The sequence below is a fragment of the Colwellia meonggei genome, from assembly GCF_057537295.1.
Map to the genome: position 1 here is coordinate 1313553 of NZ_BAAJLZ010000001.1, position 22142 is coordinate 1335694.

The window sequence follows — 22142 nt, forward strand, 5'->3', positions numbered from 1 at the left end:
TAGTGTTTATTAGACCACAATATTATTGCGGGTACTTACCTTTTTAGCTATTCAATAAGGAATGTTTATGTTTAAAAGAGCTTGGCTATTGAAATTACTACTAAATATTTGGCCACCGTTTTGTTTCAGTGGCATTAAAGTTGTAAATTTGTCAGCAGATTTTAGAAATGCAAAAGTTCAGTTAAAACTTGGTATGCTCAATAGGAATGCCGTTGGTGTACATTTTGGTGGCTCACTGTTTGCAATGACAGACCCTTTTTATATGCTGATGATTTTGGCCTGCTTAGGAGACGAGTATATTGTCTGGGATAAGTCTGCGGATATTGACTTTATTAAACCTGGTAAGGGTAAAGTAACCGCAGAGTTTATGATCACCGATGCTTTACTTAACGATATTATTGCTCACACCGCTCATGGTGAAAAATACCTGCCAGAGCTGCCTGTATTTGTTAAGAATGAACAAGGTGAGGTGGTGGCTAAGTTAAATCGAAAATTGTATATTCGTAAGAAAAAATCAGCACAATAATTGAAGTAAAACAAACTTTTGTTCGGTATTTGGTATTACCTTAGTGTTTTTAAATATACTTATTCCATTTTAATCAGGACGATTTCATTATGTTCGTACAATTATCTTTAGCAAAAAAAATTAACATTGTTTTGGTTATTTTTGCCATTATCTTTTTAAGTACAACGGTTATTTTCTTTTGGTTTGATGAAAAAGCTTTGAGTGAAAAGTTTGTTAAACACAACCTCGAAAACTTGGCACTAAACTACTTTGATTCCGTTAACACTATGATGATAACCGGAACTGCAGCTAATCGAAAAATTGCTCAACAAAAAGCGCTTAGTCAAGAAGAAATAGTTGAAGCTCGTATTATTAGAGCGCCTGAATTAATTAAAACGTTCGGTAAAGGTTTTGACGACCAATCAGCTACTAATGATTTTGAACGTAGCGGTTTAGTTGGTAATAAAGAATTTAAGCATGTAGTACAAGATGGCAAAAACATGATGAGCTTTATTATGCCAATTGTTGCAAAAAGTGATTACCGAGGCACTAATTGTTTAACTTGTCATCAGGTCGCTGAAAATGAAATTCTTGGTGCAGTTAAAATTACTTATGATTTAACGCTTGTAGATAAAGAAATTCATCAGTCAATTATTCAAGCTGGTTTATTACAACTTGTTATTACAGTGATATGTTTTGGCTTATTAAGCTTTATGTTTAGTAAACTAGTTATCGCTCGTTTACGTCGATTAAAGAGAACCATTAATGATGTTGAAGCCAACTTAGATCTCAATAAAACCATAAAAGTTAATTATGATGACGAGTTGGGAGCCGTGAGTATCGCGCTTAATAGTATGATGGATAAGTTTAAAGTGAGCTTTTTATCTTTCTCAAGCGCTACGGAACAGTTAATTGGCTCAGCAAAAAATGTTGATGAAATATCAACGTTAACCCGTGAAGCAGTGTTGAACCAGAAAAACGGTACTGATTCTGTTGCAGCTGCGATTAATGAGCTTGATGCCTCGGCTGATGAAGTACAAAGTAATACCGGCCTAGCTGCTGAGAAGTCAGTGCATGCAAGTGAAAGCGCCTCACAGGGGTTGGCTTTAGTTGATAGTGCAAAAAATGGCATTAATCAGTTACGAGATCAAGTGGTAGAAAATACCGCAATGATCACCGAATTAAGCAATAAAACTAATGAAGTTGGTACGGTTTTGGAAGTTATCACCGGCATTGCTGAACAGACTAACTTATTGGCGCTTAATGCTGCTATTGAAGCTGCACGTGCGGGTGAGCAGGGCAGAGGCTTTGCGGTTGTTGCAGATGAAGTTAGAAGTTTAGCAACCCGTACTCGTGAGTCTATTGATCAAATTCAAAGTACCATAGGTAGTTTACAAGTTGATGCAAAACAAGCAGTAACTTCTATGAATGATGTTAGTGAACAGGCAAGCGAAAAAGCACAAGATGTTACTAATGTTGCTAGCCTGCTTGAAGGTATTGCTAACCAAATTAAAGAGTTGGATGAGTTAAACTGTCAAATTTCTGATGCGGCTAAGCAACAAAATATTGCAGCTGATGAAATTAATAAAAATGTAGTTGATATTAGCAATGTTGCTGAACAATCAAGTGAAGATGCAATTAAAGGCAAGCAAATTAGTGAGGAACTACTCGAACTAGCCTATGAGCTAAATAGTCAGCTTTCTAAATTCAAATTATAAGTATATTTTTATCTAGTTAATCGTTTTTAAGGTCATGTGATACATGGCCTTTTTTATAATTGAGTTGATTGATGATAAGTAATAAATTATTAATGTAAAAATAAAAAATAAAAAATAAAAAATAAAAAATAAAATGAAGAAAAATACTTACATAATTCAATATGCCCCGCCTACAGTTTCGGATTTTATGGCACTTCGTATGTCGATAGGCTGGGAAGTAATCGACTCTACTATGTCGAAGGCAAGTTTAGATAAGTCGCTTTTTCATGTCACTGTGTACCAACAGTTGGCACAATCAGAAACTTTGGTTGCGATGGGTCGTGTTATTGGCGATGGTACAATGTATTTTTACCTGCAAGATATTATTGTTTTACCTGAGTTTCAGGGGCAAGGTCTTGGCCAATTAGTCATGAGCGAAATTGAGTCATATTTGACACAAACAGCTAAAAGTGGCGCAACTATTGGGTTACTTGCGGCAAAAGGTAAGGAGAGTTTTTATCAGCGCTTTGGCTATATACAACGGCCAAATGAGCTATTAGGTAATGGCATGTGTAAATTTATTCATGATGAATAAACGTTAATATAAAAGCTTATTCATTTTCAGCCAGTGCCTTTAGCCTTAACTCAATGGCTTGAGATAATGCTGGTTGCAAATGTTGATGCTTTTTATTTATGACATGGTACGCCTGATATTGTCCTAAATTAAAGTGTGTAAACTTAACATCAGTGAAACTAGGTAATGCATTGTTCCCAGTTGGTAATATGCCGTATTTTATACGGCCATTTCTTATTAGCTGAGCTATTTTCGTATGGTTGTCGAATACCATCACTTGTGCTTTAAGAGCTATTTTCGGCATTCTATTTTCGGAACTTTTTAAAGAGACAATCGTAGTCGCAATAATATTATTTTGATCGGATAATATTGATTCATTGCATATCTCAGATTGAAAGCAGTAAAGGGTAATATTGGTGCTAACTAATGGGGGCTCGACGAGTATGATATTTTTGTGGATAAGAGTAACGGCCTTATAGCGAACAACATCGGCATCTGTCAATCCTTCACTCAACAGCTTTAACCCTTGCTCTGTACCTACCTGCGTAAATTTAACCTCGATTCCTATATCTTGGTATGACTTATAGATAAGGTCTTTATAAATAGCAGCAACTTTTGGATGGTCAATATGTCCAATTGTAAAACTGCTCTGTGTTGAAAGGGTTTCAAGAGAGGTTAATAACAGCAAGAAGGTTACTACAATTTTGCGCATGCATTAGTCTTTTATTGGTAATTTTAAGCAATCGCTAACAATTGATTGCATATTAGTGATTCAATTGAAGTATAAACCACATTAGCCACTTTACTGATTAATTACTATATGTTTATAAAAAAGTGTGATTTCCTGCAGGCATGGTGTTAGTTAGAAGATAGATTTTTAAATAGAAAAAAACCAGCTAATTGCTGGCTTTTTCATACAAACTAAATGCAATTTTGCAAAAATTAATCTTCTAATTCAGCTAAACACAGTTCGTCATAAATTTGTTTAACCCAAGCATCAACACGAGCTTCGGTTAATTCTGGTTGACGGTCTTCATCAACACATAAGCCAATAAATGTATTCTCGTCAATTAATGCTTTTGAGGCTTCAAATTCATAGCCTTCAGTTGGCCAGTTACCTACAACAATGGCACCTTTTGATTCAACGATGTCACGTAGTGGTTCCATGGCATCACAGAAGTACTCAGCATAATCTTCTTGATCGCCTAAACCGAAAATTGCTACTAACTTATCAGTGAAGTCTATTTCTTCTAGTTCAGGTAAAAAGTCATCCCAGTCACATTGGTTTTCACCGTAATACCAAGTAGGAATACCTAAAATTAGTAAATCAAACTCTGCGATCTCTTCCTTGGTGCTTTTGGCGATATCTTTAACATCAACTAGCTTTTTACCCAATTTCTTTTGGATCATTTTGCCTACGGCTTCGGTGTTGCCTGTATCACTGCCGAAAAATAAACCTACAATTGCCATGAATCTAACCTTTTATATCTAACTAAACTTTAATATTGTTGGTGTCGAGCGACTGTACTAATAGCGATTCTATTAATTCACTTCGACTAACACCCTTATCTTTTGCTAAAGCGTCTAAACGTTCAAAAACGTCTTGATGTAATTTAAACTCTACTCGCTTTAAGCCATTGTTCTTATCACGCTTTACTTGATTGCGTTTATTAATCTTAACTTGTACGCTGCGTGAATGCGGGTTGGTTTTTGGTCGACCCGGACGCTTTTCATCGCTAAATAAGTCAATGGTTGTTAAATCTGCTACTTCTTTTGCCATCTTTCTACTTACTTATCCAACACCTTGGCTTTCCCAAACAAACTGAATAACGCCTTTAGCAATAAATCCAGCACATCCTAAAAATAAAACAAAATAAACAACCATTTTGCCCATTTTAGGGACATCGTTCTTTTTCATTACATCATGGATTGATAACCCAATGAAAATAAAGATAAAAGCAAAAAATAAATTCAGCCCAATGGCTTCAACTAATTCAAAGTGTTCTGCTAACATAATCAACCCTAAAATTTTCAGGGCGCACTATAGCATATCGTTGCTTTTAAACACATTAAATTTACATCTAGATAAATGAGTTTATTGATATCACGCAACTGTTTTTTGCTTACTAGACCGAGTGTTCGATATTTTAAGTGTTTCGATTATACAAACTTTACTTGTTCAAAATTAGAACTAGATCAATTAGTTTGTCGTAAAGCCGCAATTTAGCATAAAAAGCTTTCAACGCTGCGATTAAAGGCTGCGGTTTTTTCGGCATGTAACCAATGCCCAGCACCTTGAATTACACGAGCGCGGCTTTGTGGAAATAAACGTAGAATCTCCGCTCTGTGCTCAGGTAAAATATAATCTGAATTTGCACCTTTAATAAATAATGTTGGGCCATTATAACTTTTATCACCTTGATAGGTTTTCATAATGTTAGAATAGTTACTTTCAATATTGTCAAGATTACATTTAAACGAAAACTGATTGTTGTTACTGGTTAAATTTCCCAATAGAAATTGACGAACACCAATCTCGTCAACATATTGAGCAAGTTGCTGGTCAGCATCTTTACGTTTGGTAACACGATTAAAATCAATAGCTTTAAGGCCTGCAATAATTTTATTGTGATGAGGTGGATACTCAACTGGGGCAATATCAGCGACGATTAGCTTTTCAACTAATTCAGGCGCCGTTAATGCCAGCTCCATAGCTATTTTTCCACCCATAGAGTGCCCAAGTATGATGGCTTTTTCTATGGCTAGATGTTGCATTAACTCTACAATATCTTGTGCCATGGTAGGGTAATCCATGTGTTCATGATGAAATGAACTGCCGTGATTACGTACATCAACACTAGTTACGCGATAATTTTCAGCAAGTTGTTTTGCCACCATATTTAGATTTTCTAAACGACCAAATAAGCCATGTATTAGAATAACGTTTTTGCCGTTACCAAGTTGTTGATAGTTTAATTGTGTCACCATTGATGGATATTACCTACTTGAATTGAAGATTTGCTTTGTACTAATTTTCATAGTCAGAAATTGTGCGGCTTTTTACTTTTTGATGCAAATTATAAAGTAATATTAATCGTGACAGGATTTTCGTAATCGATGTTTTACAGCTGTATTTTAAAAAAAGTGCGAGCAATTGTTAATCCACTATAGAGACTTGCTATTAACGTAAGTATAATCTTGCCGCGATCTATAATAATTTTCCTAGGGTCATCAATGAAAAACATCGAAATAGATGAAGAACTTTATCAGCACATTGCCTCAAATACTCAGTATATTGGCGAAAGTGCCTCGTCGATTTTACGTCGTCTAATTAACTTACCTGAACAAGCTAATGCCGAACCTGAGATTCAGCCAGTATCAGCATCAACTGCTGTTGCAGATGAATCACCAGAAGAAGATGTAGTTGATACAAAAGAGCCGGTAACAACAGATGTTGATGGCAGCGTATTTAATTATATTAATAAAGAAGAGTTGGCAATGCAGCGTGGCGCTGTGGGTCGTTTTTTATTAATTTTAGCTGCGCTTTATCGAGTTCATAATCAGCAGTTTTCTGCGGTTTATCAAATACGAGGTCGTGACCGATTATATTTTGCTGCTAGTGAAGCAGAATTAGCCGCGAGTGGCAGCAGCACGAAACCACGGCAAATTCCTGATAGCCCATATTGGGTGATCACGAACTCTAATACCACCCGTAAGAAAATGATGCTGACAGAAGTAAGTCGAGCATTAGGGTATAACGAAGATGATGTCGAAAGTATTCGCGATTTATTATAGTAAGGCATTGCATTTCATGCGTGGTCTACGTTTTTAAGCAACAAGGAATTTACATGACAATTCATCATCACGCTGGTAAGCCAGCAAGACCTGAAGATAGAATTAATATTGGTCGTTTAGTTAGTGATTATTTTCTACAAACGCCTGATATTGGAATTGCCGAGCAGAAAGTTACTTTTGGTACATCAGGTCATCGAGGTAATGCCAGTAAATTAAGCTTTAACGAAAATCATATTGAAGCCATTTGTCAGGCCGTTGCTGAGTATCGTCAGGCGCAAGGTTTTCAAGGGCCGCTATATTTAGGCAAAGATACCCATGCTTTATCTGAGCCTGCATTCGCATCGGCAATTTCGGTATTGATAGCTAACAACGTGCCTGTTGTTATTCAAGAAGATGAAGGCTTTACGCCGACACCGGTTATTTCACGGTTGATCATTGCTCATAATAAAAAACTCCCTGCACAGGCCGATGGTTTGATCATTACACCATCGCATAACCCACCAACAGATGGCGGTATTAAATATAACCCACCACATGGTGGCCCGGCAGAAGGCGCAATAACTAAAGTTATTGAACAACGTGCTAACGATATTATTGCCAATGAACTTGTTGATGTTAAACGTGTTAATTATACGCAAGCGTTACAGTCACCAATACTGAAACGTGAAAACTTTATTGATTTTTATGTTAATGAATTAAGCCAAGTTATTGATATGGAAGCGATTGCTAAAGCAGGTGTTCATATTGGTGTTGACCCGCTTGGGGGCTCTGGTATTCATTACTGGCCGGTAATTGCGGAAAAGTATGGTTTAAAACTTGATGTCGTGAATCCTGTTGTCGATGCTAGCTTTGCTTTTATGCCGTTAGATAAAGATGGAAAAATTCGTATGGATTGTTCATCGCCTTATGCTATGTCGGGTTTGATTGCGTTAAAAGATAAGTTTGATGTTGCTGTTGGGAATGACCCAGATTTTGATCGCCACGGCATTGTGACCAAATCTGGTGGGTTAATGAACCCAAATCATTACTTGGCTGTTGCTATTCACTATTTAATGACACACAGAAACTGGCCTTCAACGGCTAAAATTGGCAAAACACTGGTTTCAAGTTCAATGATTGATCGTGTTGCTAAGCTTATTGACCGCCCACTTTCTGAGGTGCCGGTTGGCTTTAAGTGGTTTGTTGATGGCTTACACGACTCAAGTTATGCCTTTGGTGGCGAAGAAAGTGCTGGCGCGTCATTTATTGCTCGTGACGGTAGTTGCTGGACCACAGATAAAGACGGCTTTGTAATGACCTTACTTGCAGCTGAAATGATTGCAGTAACAGGTAAAGATCCTTATCAGTTATATCAAGAATTAGCGCAGCAGTTAGGTGAACCATGTTATGGGCGTGTTGAAGCTGTGGCTAATCTTCAGCAAAAGCAAGTACTAACATCTTTGACGCCTGACGCGATAACCACTCAAATGCTGGCAGGTGAGAAAATCACGCAAATATTGTCGCACGCACCAGGTAATGGTGCTGCTATTGGCGGTATTAAAGTGTGTACTGAAAACGGCTGGTTTGCAGCTCGTCCATCTGGTACTGAAGATATTTATAAAATATATGCTGAGAGCTTTATTGATGAAGAGCATTTACAGCATATTATCGGTGATGCTCAGCAGTTGGTTAGCGCAGCTTTTGTTACTGCGGGCTTGTAATCTTCCTTGCTGATGCTATAGCAAAGTTATAGCAAAGTTATAGCAAAACCATTGAAAAATCCGTTACAGAATAAATCGCTATGTTAATTTAAGAAAAGGTGCCTTAGGGCACCTTTTTTTTTACTTTTATTTGGACAATTATTGGTGCTAGGAAGTCAAGTAGCTGGTAAATTACTGTTATTGGAGAAAGCTATTTTCAATAAGAAACAATCTTCAATGAGGAACAACTTTAGTTTATTAAAAAGGTAATCACGTGGAATATATATTTATCTTTACCTATTCGGTGATATTGGCGGTAATGTGTGGGCTGCTGGTTGGTGCTATTGTGGCGCTATTTAGTAGAGTTAATAAGCTTAAAAACTTTCAAATTAGCTTTTGTTATAGTTCGTTGATTACCGCGCTTTGCCTGTTAGTTTATATATTTTTATTAAATTGAAGAGGTTACTAGGTTAAGTTTACCTGTAGGTAACGAATTGAATTTAAAGTAATCGTTTTGGTTGATGGTTGATATCAAGTTTTAAACCCTTATGTTAGTACTATTATCATTTACAGGAAGTCGTTATGGAACAGAGCAAGGATGACTCAAAGTCATTGTGGAAACTATTATCTCCTCACAAACCTTCAGTTAAATCATTTGTTTATCTCGTTGTCTTAGTCATAGCATCAACCAGTCTTGAGCTAGTTTTACCCTTATATTCAAGTTATTTAGTCGACTCTATTAGTAGCGACGGACTTGAAACCATTATTATTGTTGGCCTCGTTGCCATAGTATTAATTACTGCTGTTTTTGAGGCAATGTTAGGTTGGTTTGGCGGTCGAACCGGCCATCAAATCAGTTTCCGGTTACGCTTTAGTTTGATTGGCCGATTATTGCATAGCCAAAGCCAAAGTTTAGATCTTGAGCACAGTGCTGAATTGAGTGCTCGTGTAGTGAATGACTCGAAAGAAGTGAAAAACGTTCTTGCAGAGGACTTAATCGGTTTGCTTAGCGGCGTGGTGTCGTTGTTTGCTGTTATTACCATAATGTTTGTGCTTGATTGGCGCTTAACATTAGTACTGGTAAGTTGTGTGGTTGCTGGTTTTGTGCTTATTACGCCAATTGCGTTGATGATGAACAATATTGGTAAGGCGACACAAGCTGCAGAAGCTAACTTATTAAAATATGTTACTGAATGGCTACGTTACGGTAAGTTGATTAAATCTCATAATGCAGGATCGCAATTGCATCAACAGTCAAATGAACTGCTAAACGAGTGCTTTGTACAAGAAATGCGGGCAACTAAAGTGCTTGCGCTTATTGGGCCCATTGCCAATCTTGTTTTGATGATCAGTATGATCGCCATTTTAGCATTTTCGGCATATTGGCTAAAACAAGGTTCAATTACTTTAGGTACTGTAACCGCATTCTTACTGTATTTGTTTGGTTTGGCTTTCCCGTTAATGTCGATGGCAATGTTTTTTAGTAACTTGAATAAAGCCATGGGCGCGGCGAGTCGATTATCGGAAATTAACAAGCTACCGCTTGAACATAATGACGCTCCTGAAGTACTAAAACAAGTTTCAACATTAGCAGTTAAAAACTTGAGTTTTGTCCGCAACGATAAATACATTCTTAAAGATATTAGTTGCCAGTTTTCTGCCGAGGGCTTAACGGTTGTGCTAGGTGAGAGTGGAAGTGGCAAAAGTACTTTACTTAACCAGTTTTTAGGTTTTTACCCGGAAACCCATGCCTCTGTGTTTATTAACGGTAAAGCACTCAGTCACTATAACCTTCACTCCGTTCGGCAAGTGATTGCTTGGGTTGACCAAGAGCCTAAATTACTACATGCCAGCATTCGTCAAAACCTTACATTAGGTTTGGATAACACCATTAGTGATAAACATATTTTGGATGTTTTAGTCTCGGTTGGTTTACAAAGCTGGTTACAACGAATTAATCAAAATTTAGAACAAATTGTTTCAGAACAGGCACATCAATTTTCTGGCGGAGAAAAGCAACGTTTTGCTATTGCACGGGCAATACTGCGTCAAGCAAAAGTATTATTACTCGATGAACCTACATCTGCGCTTGATAGCAGAAATAAAACTGAATTAATGGCTTTATTACGACGTTTAGCGACAGAAATGCATGTAATCATGATCAGTCATCATCGAGAGTTAATCCAACCACAAGATGATATTATTGAAATTGCTGATGGTGAGATTATTAGTTCTGCTATTGATAGCACTATTGATAGTAGCATAGATAGTGGTGCTAACTTGGCAGAGTCCAAATAGATTAAGTACTTCAACGCAGCCCTGCGTTTATGGGCTGCTATTCTCTCCACCTTTTTTCATAACAAGCCTTGCTAACGCTCTGTTCGCAATATTAACTCTATTTAGCTGTTTAAAGATTAGCGAGCAGGGAAGACTGTACTATTTTGTCGGTGATGCACATACATCACAGGCAAGACGTATCTCGCGAAATCCTGTACAATAGCGCGCAATTATTACAGTGTATGAAAGTTTTTAAATTAAAATTTACCATACAACAGATACAACAATAGGTGATTCGGCGTGAGCGATATAACAAATTCAACAGCTACTTTGGCATCAAGATTACAACAAAGTGGTGACTTCTTATCTATAACACGTGCCAATGAATGGTCGCTACCAGGTGGCGAATTCAGCTTTGAAGTTGTTCATCAAGCATCGCAATCAAAAAGCAAAGTGTCAGTTTTAGAAACAGGGTTAATTACCTTTGAACCACTTGATCGTGAAACTAGTCAAGATATTGTTTTATCAAGTGCGGTGCATGGTAATGAAACCGCGCCAATTGAAATTTGCAGTGATATTATTGGCCAGCTAATTCGTGGTGAGTTAATGCTAGCTGAGCGAGTATTGTTTATTTTTGGAAATCCAGCATCAATGAACATAGCTGAGCGCTTTGTTGAAGAAAATATGAATCGTTTATTTTCAGGTGGTCATTCACAAGACCAAGGAAACGGCTCAGGCCTAATTAATAAAGAGCGCCACAGAGCATTATTGTTAGAAAATACTGTACGTGAATTTTTTGAAGCTGGCAGTAAATTACCTTGTGCAAATGGTGGTGAACGTCATCGATGCCACTACGATTTGCATACGGCAATTCGTGGCTCTAAATGCGACAAATTTGCTGTTTATCCGTTTCTTCATGGCGCACCACGTAAAAAATCTCAACTTGCATTTTTAAATGCTTGTGGTGTTAGTACTGTGTTGCTTTCTCATTCGCCAACGACCACATTTAGCTATTTTTCTTCAAATGAATTTGGTGCTGATGCTTTCACTGTAGAGCTAGGTAAAGTACGCCCATTTGGCGAAAATGATATGACGCAATTTATGCAAGTGCGTGAAACTTTAACACGTTTAGTATCAGGGCAAGATCTTGAATTAACGCCGTATCAAGCAGAAGATTTTAATTTGTATGAAATATCGCAAGTGATTGATCGCCACCATGAGGACTTTTCCTTAACGTTTGCTGATGACGTTGAAAACTTTACGGATTTCCCACAAGGGCATGTGTTGGCTGTTGATGGTGGTGTTGAGGTGAAAACCCAACAAAACGGTGAAGCCATTATTTTCCCAAATGCTAATGTGGCAATTGGTCAACGTGCTATGTTAACCGTTACACCAACAACACTTACTTAAGCGAATTAATAACTTAGCTTTGACTAATATAAATAGTGCAGATGCTATGTATATTGAATAACAAATTATTCCTGCATAACTAAGCATCTGGTCAGGTATTTATGTGCGGGGATAACTGTAAAGAATTATGCTCGCCGTTATACAAATAAAAGCACTAACTTTGATCACTAAACTTGTTTTTCAGTTTACGTAAAGGTAAAGTGCTTGCGATTATTACAACCAACAATTCATAACAATGACATAAATATTCACCTCACCGTGAAAGCTTCTATACTTTCAATGGTAAATAATTTGTGAATGTAAAATGTCACCTTGTCATTCAAGGTTAATAAAAAAGAGAAGGCTATGAACACTGACGTATATAACGAAAGCCCGGTAGTACATCAACCAGCTTTTATTGATGGTCATTCAGTTGAAATTCCAATCCTTAAAATATTGAAACAAGATGGTAGCATCTATGAAAATGCTACCATGCCAGAAATTGATCAAGAACTTGCCACTAAAACATACAAAACGCTCGCATTTCATCGTGTTTTAGATGAGCGCATGGTGGCGGCACAACGCCAAGGTCGCATCAGTTTCTATATGGCAGCACTCGGTGAAGAAGCCGCAAGTGTTGGTGGTGCTGCAGGCCTTAAAGATCAAGATATGATCATGGCGCAGTATCGTGAACAAGGCGCATTAATGTTTCGAGGTTTTAGCCTTGAAGACTTTATGAACCAAATGTTCAGTAATGAAAAAGATTTAGGTAAAGGTCGTCAAATGCCAATTCACTATGGTAGTAATGAATTGAACTATATGACGATTTCATCACCGTTAGGTACACAAATACCACAAGCTGCTGGTTATGCCTACGGGCAAAAAATGCAAGGCTTAGACGCTGTTACCATTTGTTATTTTGGTGAGGGGGCCGCTTCTGAAGGTGATTTTCATGCCGGTTTAAATATGGCTGCCGTACATCAGTCGCCGGTTATTTTCTTCTGTCGTAATAATGGTTATGCTATTTCAACACCGTCTGATGAACAGTACGTAGGTAATGGTATTGCTTCACGTGGTGTTGGTTACGGTATGAAGACTTTACGTATCGATGGCAACGACATTTTAGCGGTAATTGCAGCTGTGCAACTTGCGCGTGAATATGCCGTTAAAGAAGGTAAGCCAGTATTAATTGAAGCTATGTCTTACCGTTTAGGTGCGCATTCAACTTCAGATGATCCATCAGGCTACCGTACCCGTGAAGAAGAAGCTAAGTGGCAAGAGCATGATCCTATTCTTCGTATGAAGAACTGGATGTTGGCGCAAGGTTGGTGGAATGAAGCACAAGAAACTGAGTTGTTTGAAAAACTTCGTGAAGAAGTTTTAGCTGCAGTGAAAGTGTCTGAAAAAATTGACAAGCCGCCAGTTGAAGACTTAGTGACGGACGTTTACGACCAAGCTCCACCGTTGTTACAAGAACAACTTGAACAGTTAAAAGTACATATTAAAAAGTATCCGCAAGCTTACCCGTTTACTGCAGGGAGAATTAAGTAATGGCGCAAATGAATTTATTACAAGCGATTAATAATGCGCTTGATACGGTAATGGCCGAAAATGATCGTGCAGTTTGCTTTGGTGAAGATGTAGGACACTTTGGTGGTGTTTTCCGTGCAACCAGTGGTTTACAAGAGAAGTACGGTAAGAACCGTTGTTTCAATACGCCATTGGTAGAACAAGGTGTTATTGGTTTTGCTAATGGTCTAGCTGCACAGGGTAGTACGCCAATTGCTGAAATCCAATTTGCTGATTATATATTCCCAGCTTTTGACCAAATTGTTAATGAGTCGGCTAAATTCCGTTACCGTAGTGGTAATGAGTTTGATGTTGGTAAACTCACTATTCGTACGCCATACGGCGGTGGTATTGCTGGTGGTTTATATCACAGCCAATCACCTGAAGCTTATTTTGCGCATACGCCAGGTTTGAAGGTTGTAGTACCTCGCAATCCATATCAAGCAAAAGGTTTGTTATTAGCATCAATTCGTGACGATAACCCAGTAATATTTTTTGAGCCTAAGCGTTTATACCGTGCATCAGTTGGCGAAGTACCTGAAGAAGATTACCAGTTACCACTAGGTAAAGCTGAAGTAGTGCAACAAGGTAGCGATATTACGTTGCTAGCGTGGGGCGCTCAAATGGAGATCGTAGAAAAAGCAGCAGAGCTAGCCTCAGCTGACGGTATTTCATGTGAAATTATCGATTTACGTACCATTTTACCTTGGGATGTTGAAACTGTTGCTAATTCAGTAACGAAAACAGGTCGTTTTGTGGTTAGCCAAGAAGCGCCGTTAACGGCAGGTTTTGCCAGTGAAATAGCGGCAACTATTCAGCAAGAATGTTTCTTACACCTAGAAGCGCCAATCGCTCGTGTATGTGGTATGGACACGCCATACCCATTAGCACTTGAGAAAGAATATGCTGCAGATCATTTGAAGATCTACGAAGCCATTAAAAACAGTATGAATTACTAGGACTTTATCGCATGAGTATTGATTTTATATTACCAGATATTGGTGAAGGTATTGTTGAATGTGAACTAGTTGAATGGCTAGTAGCAGAAGGTGACGTGATTGCAGAAGATCAGCCAGTAGCTGATGTAATGACGGATAAAGCGTTAGTGCAAATTCCTGCGATGCATTCAGGTGTTGTTGATAAACTTTATTATGCAAAAGGCGATATTGCAAAAGTGCATCAGCCATTATTTGCCATGACACCAGCAGGTGAAACAGCAAGTGCGCCAGTAGCAGATGCTGTTGTTGAAGAGCCAACTGTTCAAGCCGTTGCTGAAAGCAATGTACCTGCAGCATCAGGTAGTCAAATTGAAGACTTTATTTTGCCAGATATTGGTGAAGGTATTGTTGAATGTGAATTGGTTGAATGGTTAGTGGCTGAAGGCGATGTGATTGAAGAAGATCAACCTATCGCTGATGTAATGACAGATAAGGCGTTAGTGCAAATTCCAGCTATGCATAATGGTAAAGTGGTTAAGCTTTATTATGCTAAAGGTGAAATAGCTAAAGTTCATTCGCCTTTATTTGCCGTTGAAATATCTGGCTCTGTCACTGCTAGTGTTGCTGTACTTAATGCCGAAGCGCCAAAAACTGAAGCTGTGAAAGTAGCACCAGCTGCACCAAGTAAACCTGCGCCAGTGAAAGCCAATGCTAAAGTTGTTAATGAAAAAGCTGTAGCAAGCCCAGCAGTGCGCCGTGTTGCTCGTGAGCTGAATGTTGATATTCATCAAGTTCCAGGTAGTGGTAAGAAAGGCCGTGTTTATAAAGAGGATGTTGTCGCCTTTAATGAAGTACCAGCAGCTACAGAAGTTAACACTGCAGCTGTAGGAAAGGTTAGTGGTGGTACTAGAGTTGAGCCTATTCGTGGTGTTAAAGCGGCGATGGCGAAAGCTATGGTGAATTCTGTATCAACGATTCCTCACTTTACTTATTGTGAAGAAATTGACATGACTAATTTGATTAAACTTCGTGGTGAACTTAAAGAAGTTTACGCTAAGCAAGATATCAAATTAACTATGATGCCGTTCTTTATGAAAGCAATGTCGTTAGCATTGAAGCAGTTTCCATTAGTTAACACGCAAGTGAATGAAGACTGTACAGAACTAACTTATTTTGATGATCATAATATTGGTATGGCCGTTGACTCAAAAGTCGGTTTATTAGTACCAAATGTTAAACAAGTACAAACTAAATCAATTATTGATTTAGCTGTTGATATTACGCGTTTAACAAATGATGCGCGTTCAGGGCGTGTGCCAGCAGAAGATTTGAAAGGTGGTACTATTACCATTTCAAATATTGGCGCTATTGGTGGTACCGTGGCAACACCTATTATTAACAAGCCTGAGTCGGCAATTGTTGCTTTAGGTAAACTACAAAAACTACCTCGCTTTAATGATAAAGGTGAAGTTGAAGCTCGTTCAATTATGCAAGTAAGTTGGTCTGGCGACCACCGTACAATTGATGGCGGTACTATTGCTCGTTTTTGTAATCTATGGAAGTCATTCCTTGAAGAGCCAAGCAATATGCTAGTGCATATGTCTTAGTCTTTACTGATTATTTATTATTAAAAAGCCTGCACTATGCAGGCTTTTTATATTCAGGAAGAATGGTATGCCCCGATCACATGGCCTTTCATAGCCATCCATGGCTACAAGGCATTAATACCTCCATGTATGTCGATGTGAAAGAGCGTATATGTACAAGATGTAAGGTCAGTTTTTAAGTTCCAGACAAAAACTAAGTACCTACATCCATGTAGGCAATGCCTTGAGCACATGCGCCTTTACAGGCATCCGGTCTTAATATAACAATCGCTAATCAATTAATGAAAGGACAAAAAAAAGCCCCAATTCAATAGCAATTACTATTAAATTAGGGCAATAGACATAGGGAAAGTCCAATAAAATTCTAGAGAGAGTTCTGTTCTACATATCAATGCTATGCAGGGCTATGATACTTTTTCACTGTGACATTAATGTTACATTGCTTAATAATATTTGAACTTTTTTACTTGCTTGCCATGAAAGTTAAATTTCCACCAAATAATTTAATAGCTTAGGCTAAATTTTAACCGTACAAATTTTTACTTTTTGTTTCATCATCGGGCAACTTCCATTGGTCAATTTTTATAAAATAGGCTATTCAAAAGTGTCACCATGTTTGGCAATTAGTACTAAACGTTTACCTGAAATGAATTACTGCAAAGTTAGCTTTTTTATTATGCTGATATTTTTATCGGCATGTAGTCATACATTAACGAGCCCAAAAGCTATTTATTTAGCTGCAAATGATTTAAACAACCAAGACACAACTCGGCAGTTGCTCAAGCAAATAAATTTCACGATTAACCACAGATTAGAGTATCAGTTAGATCAACAACAATACGGTTTGTCTGATTATTGGGCTGCACCGATTGAGGTGTTAAAAAGTGGTAAGCATCAAAAGTCTTTGGTGAATAATACCGATATACTGCCTAAATTCACCGCGTTAATCTCACGCCAGCAACACTAAAGTTAATTATTATTTTTACCTTAACGCCATTGCTAAGCTTTATTTTTTATTAACCTCTAATCTTGAAAAATCATGGTATGATTTTATTCAGACAATACAGGCGGTTATTTTCTTCTCTTTTGCAGTCGTTTATCGAATAGCCAATGACTTGTGTTGTGCTTTTGATGATAGATAAAATAATTACAGTGCATTTTCTTTGAGGTTGACGGTGGTAGAAAAGAAACTCCAGCATTTTTATATTGCCGAAGAGCAATCAATATATTTACTTAATCATGAAGATGCGACCAAGTTAAAACAATGGGTTGAGCTTTGTCAGCAACAATTAAGTTTGTTGGGTTATAAAAATATTTCCTTAATTGGTAAAGGGGCATTCGGTTTTGTTTTTGGCGGTTATGATGAAGCAGGGCAGCCCCAAGTTTTTAAGTTTTCTCGAATAAATTTGCCACAACATGTGCAAGACCGTTTAGCAGATGAAGCTGAAATTCAAGGTGAACTTGCTCATAGTCGCATTCCTAATATTATTGAATATTACAAAATTAAACGGCAATCCATTGTTCATATGCAGCGTGCGCCGGGAATAGATTTAGAGCAGTTATCGCATAAAAAAGGCCCGTTACCGGCAGAGTTAGTGGTAAAAATTGCCTTGCAACTTGCTGATATTTTGCATTATCTACGTGACCCCAGCCAACATGTTAAAGGTAAACCTTATGTGCATGGCGACATAAAACCGTCGAACGTAGTATTTGATGAGAAAACTGAAAAAGTTTATTTGGTTGATTGGGGCTCAGCAGTTACCGCACAGCTTGATATATACGGCCACACAACGGCGAATAATATCATGGACTTAATGAGCAGTGACTTACAAAATAGTAATGCCCGTTTAGGAGATGTTTATTTCATTGGCCCTGAGCAAATTAGTGGTGAAATGTCATCGCCACGATTTGACGAACAAGGCCTAGCTGCAACTTTATATGCCATAGCTTCTGGGCAATCTTGTCGTTATGGTAGTGCGGTTATTCCCCCTTCGTCTTTAGGCTTACCTAAATTGTTAGCACAAATATTAACGGGTATGCTCAGCAATGATAGAGCGACTAGAAATAAAGCCGGGGATTACTTTTTTCAGCACCTTAGTTTACTAAAAAATACTGTATTAGCTGACCCGCCACTAGCCATTGAAATTTCACCCTTAGTGCCAGTGTGGTGTAAAAATTATAATAAAAATATCGATACCGTTGTTTATGGCTCGCGAAAGTCATTTTTACGAGAGTCTTCTGATCGAGAGCAATTAAGTGGTATTGATGATGTGCAATTGGAAAAATATTATAAAAACTTTCTTATGGGGATGGGAGACACCGAAAAAGCCTTTATTGCTGCAGTAAGTCGCTTGGCAAACTTCCCTGTGGTTGGTGGCTTAGCCGTACGCTGGGAAAAGGATGGGGTTTATATTGATTCGAATTTATCGTTATTTGATCCGAAATTAAAAACATCCTTTCAAAGTGCAGTGAATAACATGGTTCGGTTAGCACAGGGTATTTTCCGAGTCGGGGTTTTTAAAAGTTGCTTGTTTGATGCTCGTAATACTCTGCACGTAGAGCGCGAAAATGAAGCGTTACCATTTAAAGCTGCGAGTGAGCAGTTTATCCCATATGACATTAGTGATGTTGCTGATATCGATGATGTTACTCGCCTACATTCTTATTTTGAAGATGGTAAAGATCCCGACGAATATTTGTATCTACCCGATGAAATAATGGCCGTTTTGGCAAGAATGAATCAAATTCACCATACCGGTTGTATTATTTTTGAAGTATTACCAAAACATTTGAAAATTCATAGCTATTTAATGTTACTAAACCACGACAAAGAAGCAGAATTTAAGCAGTGTCTAACTGAGTTACTACAGTTGTTACCTACCATTACTGGTTTTGGTATTTCTGGCTTTATGAAGCTACCTTATAAAGACACACGTTTTTTCGAGCATATAAATGCCTTACCTGACAAATTTTATCCGAGAAACCCTAAAATTTAATTAAGCGAACGATATCACCGGAGAGAGATAATGAGTGAAAATAAAATAGGTACCATGGCGTGGCTTGATTTATCGGTCGAAAATGCTGGCGAAGTAAAATCATTTTATCAAGATGTTATTGGCTGGAAAACAGAAAGTGTTTCGATGGGAGATTATGACGATTACGCTATGCTTGAACCCATTAATGGTGACGCTGTTAGTGGCATTTGTCATGCTCAGGGCGTAAATAAGGATTTACCACCAGCGTGGTTGCCTTACTTCTTAGTTGCCGATATTGATGCCTCAATCGCGGCGGTGAAAAATAACGGCGGCGAATTAGTAACGGAAATTAAATCAATGGGTAGTGATAAATATGCAGTGATTAAAGATCCCGCTGGTGCCGTATGTGCTATTTATCAGAAAGCTTCTTAAATTAAAATTTTTTAAAGTACAGTTTCTTCAACAAAAAGAGTAAGTGCATCTGCTGTTGATTCATTAGCTACTGGAAGAATTTTTTATCTTCTATTTGTATATGATGTAGCAGCCAATCGGTTAAAAAATAAAGTAACTCTTCGGAGATTTTTATTGTTTCGCCGAGCGCTATGATGCGGTTAAGCTCCTCAATAAAGTGTTTATGTTGCAACTGATGTAATAAGCAGTCATTTTTATTAAGGGCACGTATATAAGTTTCTTCTGTTTGAAAGTGGAATTGTGTGTAGTCACAAAGCTTATCAAATAATGCCGACATAAGTTGTTTATCTTGTTTATTATCAATAGCCCAAGCTAAGTGATTAATGTAGCCAACTAATATTTTATGTTGGCTATCAATTTCTTCTATCCCTGTTGCAAAGGTATTGTTATCCCAAATTACCAGTGGTGGCTTAGCCATATACTTATCATTCCCTGCTTTGACCAATTTAGGTTATTCTATCAACCTGATATTTTCAGTTTTTGATGTTGCTATAACTTTGGCGAATTCTTCTGCTAAATAGTCAGATTCTTTTAACACAGTTTGCCAATAATCTAATCGCGTTTTTGCATCTAAATCAGTGAAGTCTTTTCTATCGGGTATTTTTGCAAACGGTAACCGAGCGATAAACTCATTCGATGGCACTAGCATCACGGTATTTTCATAGTGCTTGGCATTAACCTTTCGATCCAAGTTTTTGTCAAACCAACCGGCCTTCGGCATAGAAGAAAAGTGCGGATAAAGTGTTAGACCGTTAGCTGGCGTAATATCAAGGTCAAAATGATAATCAATAATACCACCATCGCGATACATGCCTTTTGGTGAGCCAGTAATATCCTGTATGCCCTTCATTACAATGGGAATAGAGCCAGAGGCTAATAAGCTTGTCGCTAAATTTTCTTGGTTTAATGGTTGATATTGGGTGTTGAAGTTAAAATTGTCGTGTACTTTAAGTTTGCTATTTGGATGGTGGTAAACAAAACGTTGATATTGTTTCGCGAGTAGACCACGGTCAACTTGGTTAAATACCATGCTGGCCACTAGTCCTAACATTAATGGAAATTTATGCTCAAATGATGTTAAGCCTTGGCATTTTGCAACGACAAAGTGTGCTTTAAATATCGGGTTGTTGATAATTTCATGACAGCCTTTTTCGCCTAATACCTCGTTCAGTAAAGTAATGGCTTTGTCGGTTATTTCAGTTGCATCAGCATTTTGAGAATATTGTGTTTGTGAGTATAGTGTTGCTAAGCGTGTAATGGCCTCAACAGGCTGTTGTTGACTTAGCGCAGCAAATCGAAAAGCACCTGCAGAAGAGCCAATTAAATTTAGCTCTGTTGCCCTATTTTTAAAGTATTCGCCAAATAAAAACTTGTCTAAGCCAAATAATGAAAACCATTTAGGGCCACCGCTAGCACCGAGCATAGTGGTAAATAGTTCTTGTTTAAAACCGTGTTGTTGAATTGTTTTTAAGGCATTTTTACCTGCATAAATATCTAGCATAATTTAGTTTTTGTTTCTAATACCTAAAAATGAATCTAATATATTAAACGTTAATTCTTTAAAGCGTTCTTCGCAGTAGTCATTCACACCACAGTTGGCAAAAGCAGTAATACTTATATCACCATCAGGTATGTAAATATTTTGAGTGAAATAGCCAAACTCTGTTCCACCATGATGATATATCGTTGTACCATTTATTTTCTCTATAAATAGGCCTAAACCGTAATATAGTTCTGAAGAGCTATAAAATTTAGCTCCCCATGCCTTTACAAGGTTTTTCTGACCGATAATATTTTCTCTTATATTGTTTTTCACAACTTCAGTTTCTATAACAATTGATTTTAAAAGTTTTGCCATATCTTTTACCGAGGAAGCAAGTGGTGCATCAGAAAACGCAGAGCTACCAATTACATTCTTTGTATCAAACCATTTATTCATAGGAGATGGGAAGTTAGCGTCACCATCATTATAGAAATAGCCTGATATAAAATCGGGTTTATGCTCTTCAACCCCTTTAACATAACTTGAATTTAAGCCCAATGGTTTTAATATTTTTTTCCTTATAGCCATTGAAGGATGCTGATTTAATACATTTTCTAAAATTAGACCTGTTAAAGCATACCCAGTATTTGAGTATGCCCAACTTTCGTTTGGTTTAAAGCTTGCGGGTTGATTAAAGGCAAAACTTAACGGAAAAATGTCAGTTTTTAACTTATTTGTTTGTGTAAATTGTGCCTTGAAAAATGCATAATTCTTAGCATCGTTGTATTCGAAAATCCCACTTGTATGATTCAGTAACTGCCTTATCGTCATATTTTTGGAATTTTGAATTTTTTCGATAATCTTTATTGGTAAGTATTGAATAATCGAAGTATCTAAATCAATGATGCCTTCGTCATGAAGTATTGCAGCTAGTAGTGCAGTCAACTTTTTTCCTGCGCTACCATTAGGCATTATAGCTTCAGGTGACATTACTATGCCTTGTTCTATATTTGAAAGTCCTGCACTACCAATAAAGGAAGTGCTAGGTGTTTCAACGAAAAGAACAATACCAGGAACTTTTTCCGACACGAAACTTTCTATTTGGGCTTGGTAGTTTTCATTTAAGTTAGCGAAACATTGGAAGACATTGAAGGTACATAAAAAAAGTGTGCTCTTAATATAC

Annotated in this window: 21 protein-coding genes; 13 read left to right on the plus strand and 8 right to left on the minus strand. The window is 37.6% G+C overall.

Going from position 1 to position 22142, the window contains the following annotated elements; genetic code table 11:
• The first annotated feature begins 67 nt into the window (after positions 1-67).
• From AC27E9_RS05940 to AC27E9_RS05950, 3 genes are all read left to right on the plus strand, one after another.
• On the plus strand, positions 68-526 hold the full coding sequence (locus AC27E9_RS05940; protein WP_487128171.1) for a DUF4442 domain-containing protein: 459 nt from the start codon (positions 68-70) through the stop codon (positions 524-526).
• An 89-nt stretch (positions 527-615) separates the two neighbouring features.
• A complete protein-coding gene (locus AC27E9_RS05945) occupies positions 616-2223 on the plus strand; it encodes a methyl-accepting chemotaxis protein (RefSeq protein ID WP_487128173.1) in 1608 nt (535 codons plus the stop codon).
• Positions 2224-2422: 199 nt separating this feature from the next.
• Positions 2423-2797, plus strand: coding sequence for a GNAT family N-acetyltransferase (locus AC27E9_RS05950; protein ID WP_487128175.1), 375 nt, complete (start codon positions 2423-2425; stop codon positions 2795-2797).
• 16 nt (positions 2798-2813) lie between these two features.
• Here the strand turns inward: AC27E9_RS05950 and AC27E9_RS05955 are convergent, their stop codons facing one another.
• From AC27E9_RS05955 to AC27E9_RS05975, 5 genes are all read right to left on the minus strand, one after another.
• Positions 2814-3488, minus strand: a complete 675-nt coding sequence (locus tag AC27E9_RS05955; protein WP_487128177.1) for a hypothetical protein — start codon at positions 3486-3488, stop codon at positions 2814-2816.
• Between the two features lie 230 nt (positions 3489-3718).
• On the minus strand, positions 3719-4246 hold the full coding sequence (gene fldA, locus AC27E9_RS05960; protein WP_487080708.1) for a flavodoxin FldA: 528 nt from the start codon (positions 4244-4246) through the stop codon (positions 3719-3721).
• A 22-nt stretch (positions 4247-4268) separates the two neighbouring features.
• Positions 4269-4556 carry a LexA regulated protein gene (gene ybfE / locus AC27E9_RS05965; RefSeq protein ID WP_487128179.1) on the minus strand — a complete coding sequence of 96 codons (288 nt, stop codon included), beginning with the start codon at positions 4554-4556 and terminating at the stop codon, positions 4269-4271.
• A 12-nt stretch (positions 4557-4568) separates the two neighbouring features.
• Positions 4569-4790, minus strand: a complete 222-nt coding sequence (locus AC27E9_RS05970; RefSeq protein WP_487128181.1) for a DUF2788 domain-containing protein — start codon at positions 4788-4790, stop codon at positions 4569-4571.
• Between the two features lie 209 nt (positions 4791-4999).
• The gene (locus AC27E9_RS05975) at positions 5000-5764 is read right to left on the minus strand and encodes an alpha/beta fold hydrolase (RefSeq protein ID WP_487128183.1); all 765 of its coding nucleotides are present in this window, start codon (positions 5762-5764) and stop codon (positions 5000-5002) included.
• Between the two features lie 246 nt (positions 5765-6010).
• On the opposite strand from AC27E9_RS05975, the gene seqA reads away from it, so the two are divergent.
• The 10 genes from seqA to AC27E9_RS06025 all read left to right on the plus strand — a co-directional run bounded on the left by seqA (position 6011) and on the right by AC27E9_RS06025 (position 19437).
• On the plus strand, positions 6011-6571 hold the full coding sequence (gene seqA, locus AC27E9_RS05980; protein WP_487128185.1) for a replication initiation negative regulator SeqA: 561 nt from the start codon (positions 6011-6013) through the stop codon (positions 6569-6571).
• A gap of 53 nt (positions 6572-6624) precedes the next feature.
• A complete protein-coding gene (gene pgm / locus AC27E9_RS05985) occupies positions 6625-8271 on the plus strand; it encodes a phosphoglucomutase (alpha-D-glucose-1,6-bisphosphate-dependent) (protein ID WP_487128187.1) in 1647 nt (548 codons plus the stop codon).
• Positions 8272-8832: 561 nt separating this feature from the next.
• Positions 8833-10548: an ABC transporter ATP-binding protein gene (locus tag AC27E9_RS05990; protein WP_487128189.1), complete on the plus strand. Its 1716-nt coding sequence runs from the start codon at positions 8833-8835 to the stop codon at positions 10546-10548.
• 288 nt (positions 10549-10836) lie between these two features.
• Positions 10837-11937, plus strand: a complete 1101-nt coding sequence (gene astE / locus AC27E9_RS05995) for a succinylglutamate desuccinylase (RefSeq protein ID WP_487128310.1) — start codon at positions 10837-10839, stop codon at positions 11935-11937.
• 345 nt (positions 11938-12282) lie between these two features.
• Positions 12283-13467 carry a thiamine pyrophosphate-dependent dehydrogenase E1 component subunit alpha gene (locus AC27E9_RS06000; protein WP_487128191.1) on the plus strand — a complete coding sequence of 395 codons (1185 nt, stop codon included), beginning with the start codon at positions 12283-12285 and terminating at the stop codon, positions 13465-13467.
• Positions 13467-14444 (plus strand): alpha-ketoacid dehydrogenase subunit beta, encoded by a 978-nt coding sequence (locus AC27E9_RS06005; RefSeq protein ID WP_487128193.1) that lies wholly within the window; start codon positions 13467-13469, stop codon positions 14442-14444. Before AC27E9_RS06000 ends, AC27E9_RS06005 begins: the two co-directional genes overlap by 1 nt.
• Positions 14445-14455: 11 nt before the next feature.
• Positions 14456-16030 (plus strand): dihydrolipoyllysine-residue acetyltransferase, encoded by a 1575-nt coding sequence (locus AC27E9_RS06010; protein WP_487128195.1) that lies wholly within the window; start codon positions 14456-14458, stop codon positions 16028-16030.
• A 616-nt stretch (positions 16031-16646) separates the two neighbouring features.
• The gene (locus tag AC27E9_RS06015; RefSeq protein ID WP_487128197.1) at positions 16647-16997 is read left to right on the plus strand and encodes a hypothetical protein; all 351 of its coding nucleotides are present in this window, start codon (positions 16647-16649) and stop codon (positions 16995-16997) included.
• Between the two features lie 208 nt (positions 16998-17205).
• The gene (locus AC27E9_RS06020) at positions 17206-19026 is read left to right on the plus strand and encodes a protein kinase domain-containing protein (RefSeq protein ID WP_487128199.1); all 1821 of its coding nucleotides are present in this window, start codon (positions 17206-17208) and stop codon (positions 19024-19026) included.
• 30 nt (positions 19027-19056) lie between these two features.
• Complete coding sequence (locus AC27E9_RS06025) at positions 19057-19437, plus strand: VOC family protein (RefSeq protein WP_487128201.1); 381 nt, start codon at positions 19057-19059, stop codon at positions 19435-19437.
• A 67-nt stretch (positions 19438-19504) separates the two neighbouring features.
• Here AC27E9_RS06025 and AC27E9_RS06030 read toward each other — a convergent pair whose 3' ends face one another.
• Genes AC27E9_RS06030 through AC27E9_RS06040 form a run of 3 tightly spaced genes read right to left on the minus strand, consistent with a single transcriptional unit; the run spans position 19505 to position 22048 of the window.
• A complete protein-coding gene (locus AC27E9_RS06030; protein WP_487128203.1) occupies positions 19505-19894 on the minus strand; it encodes a bacteriohemerythrin in 390 nt (129 codons plus the stop codon).
• A 33-nt stretch (positions 19895-19927) separates the two neighbouring features.
• Positions 19928-20977, minus strand: coding sequence for a patatin-like phospholipase family protein (locus tag AC27E9_RS06035; RefSeq protein WP_487128204.1), 1050 nt, complete (start codon positions 20975-20977; stop codon positions 19928-19930).
• A gap of 3 nt (positions 20978-20980) precedes the next feature.
• A complete protein-coding gene (locus tag AC27E9_RS06040; protein ID WP_487128206.1) occupies positions 20981-22048 on the minus strand; it encodes a serine hydrolase domain-containing protein in 1068 nt (355 codons plus the stop codon).
• Positions 22049-22142: the final 94 nt, after the last annotated feature.

What these genes read in the sequence shown, in the direction of transcription:
- AC27E9_RS05950 (WP_487128175.1), top strand. Translation starts at nt 2,423, where the DNA reads ATGTCGATAGGCTGGGAAGTAATCGACTCTACTATGTCGAAGGCAAGT.
- pgm (WP_487128187.1), top strand. Translation starts at nt 6,625, where the DNA reads ATGACAATTCATCATCACGCTGGTAAGCCAGCAAGACCTGAAGATAGA.
- AC27E9_RS05975 (WP_487128183.1), bottom strand. Translation starts at nt 5,764, where the DNA reads ATGGTGACACAATTAAACTATCAACAACTTGGTAACGGCAAAAACGTT.
- AC27E9_RS06025 (WP_487128201.1), top strand. Translation starts at nt 19,057, where the DNA reads ATGAGTGAAAATAAAATAGGTACCATGGCGTGGCTTGATTTATCGGTC.
- AC27E9_RS05990 (WP_487128189.1), top strand. Translation starts at nt 8,833, where the DNA reads ATGGAACAGAGCAAGGATGACTCAAAGTCATTGTGGAAACTATTATCT.
- AC27E9_RS05940 (WP_487128171.1), top strand. Translation starts at nt 68, where the DNA reads ATGTTTAAAAGAGCTTGGCTATTGAAATTACTACTAAATATTTGGCCA.
- AC27E9_RS06000 (WP_487128191.1), top strand. Translation starts at nt 12,283, where the DNA reads ATGAACACTGACGTATATAACGAAAGCCCGGTAGTACATCAACCAGCT.
- AC27E9_RS06005 (WP_487128193.1), top strand. Translation starts at nt 13,467, where the DNA reads ATGGCGCAAATGAATTTATTACAAGCGATTAATAATGCGCTTGATACG.
- AC27E9_RS05970 (WP_487128181.1), bottom strand. Translation starts at nt 4,790, where the DNA reads ATGTTAGCAGAACACTTTGAATTAGTTGAAGCCATTGGGCTGAATTTA.
- AC27E9_RS06030 (WP_487128203.1), bottom strand. Translation starts at nt 19,894, where the DNA reads ATGGCTAAGCCACCACTGGTAATTTGGGATAACAATACCTTTGCAACA.
- fldA (WP_487080708.1), bottom strand. Translation starts at nt 4,246, where the DNA reads ATGGCAATTGTAGGTTTATTTTTCGGCAGTGATACAGGCAACACCGAA.
- AC27E9_RS06035 (WP_487128204.1), bottom strand. Translation starts at nt 20,977, where the DNA reads ATGCTAGATATTTATGCAGGTAAAAATGCCTTAAAAACAATTCAACAA.
- AC27E9_RS06010 (WP_487128195.1), top strand. Translation starts at nt 14,456, where the DNA reads ATGAGTATTGATTTTATATTACCAGATATTGGTGAAGGTATTGTTGAA.
- seqA (WP_487128185.1), top strand. Translation starts at nt 6,011, where the DNA reads ATGAAAAACATCGAAATAGATGAAGAACTTTATCAGCACATTGCCTCA.
- AC27E9_RS05955 (WP_487128177.1), bottom strand. Translation starts at nt 3,488, where the DNA reads ATGCGCAAAATTGTAGTAACCTTCTTGCTGTTATTAACCTCTCTTGAA.
- ybfE (WP_487128179.1), bottom strand. Translation starts at nt 4,556, where the DNA reads ATGGCAAAAGAAGTAGCAGATTTAACAACCATTGACTTATTTAGCGAT.
- AC27E9_RS05945 (WP_487128173.1), top strand. Translation starts at nt 616, where the DNA reads ATGTTCGTACAATTATCTTTAGCAAAAAAAATTAACATTGTTTTGGTT.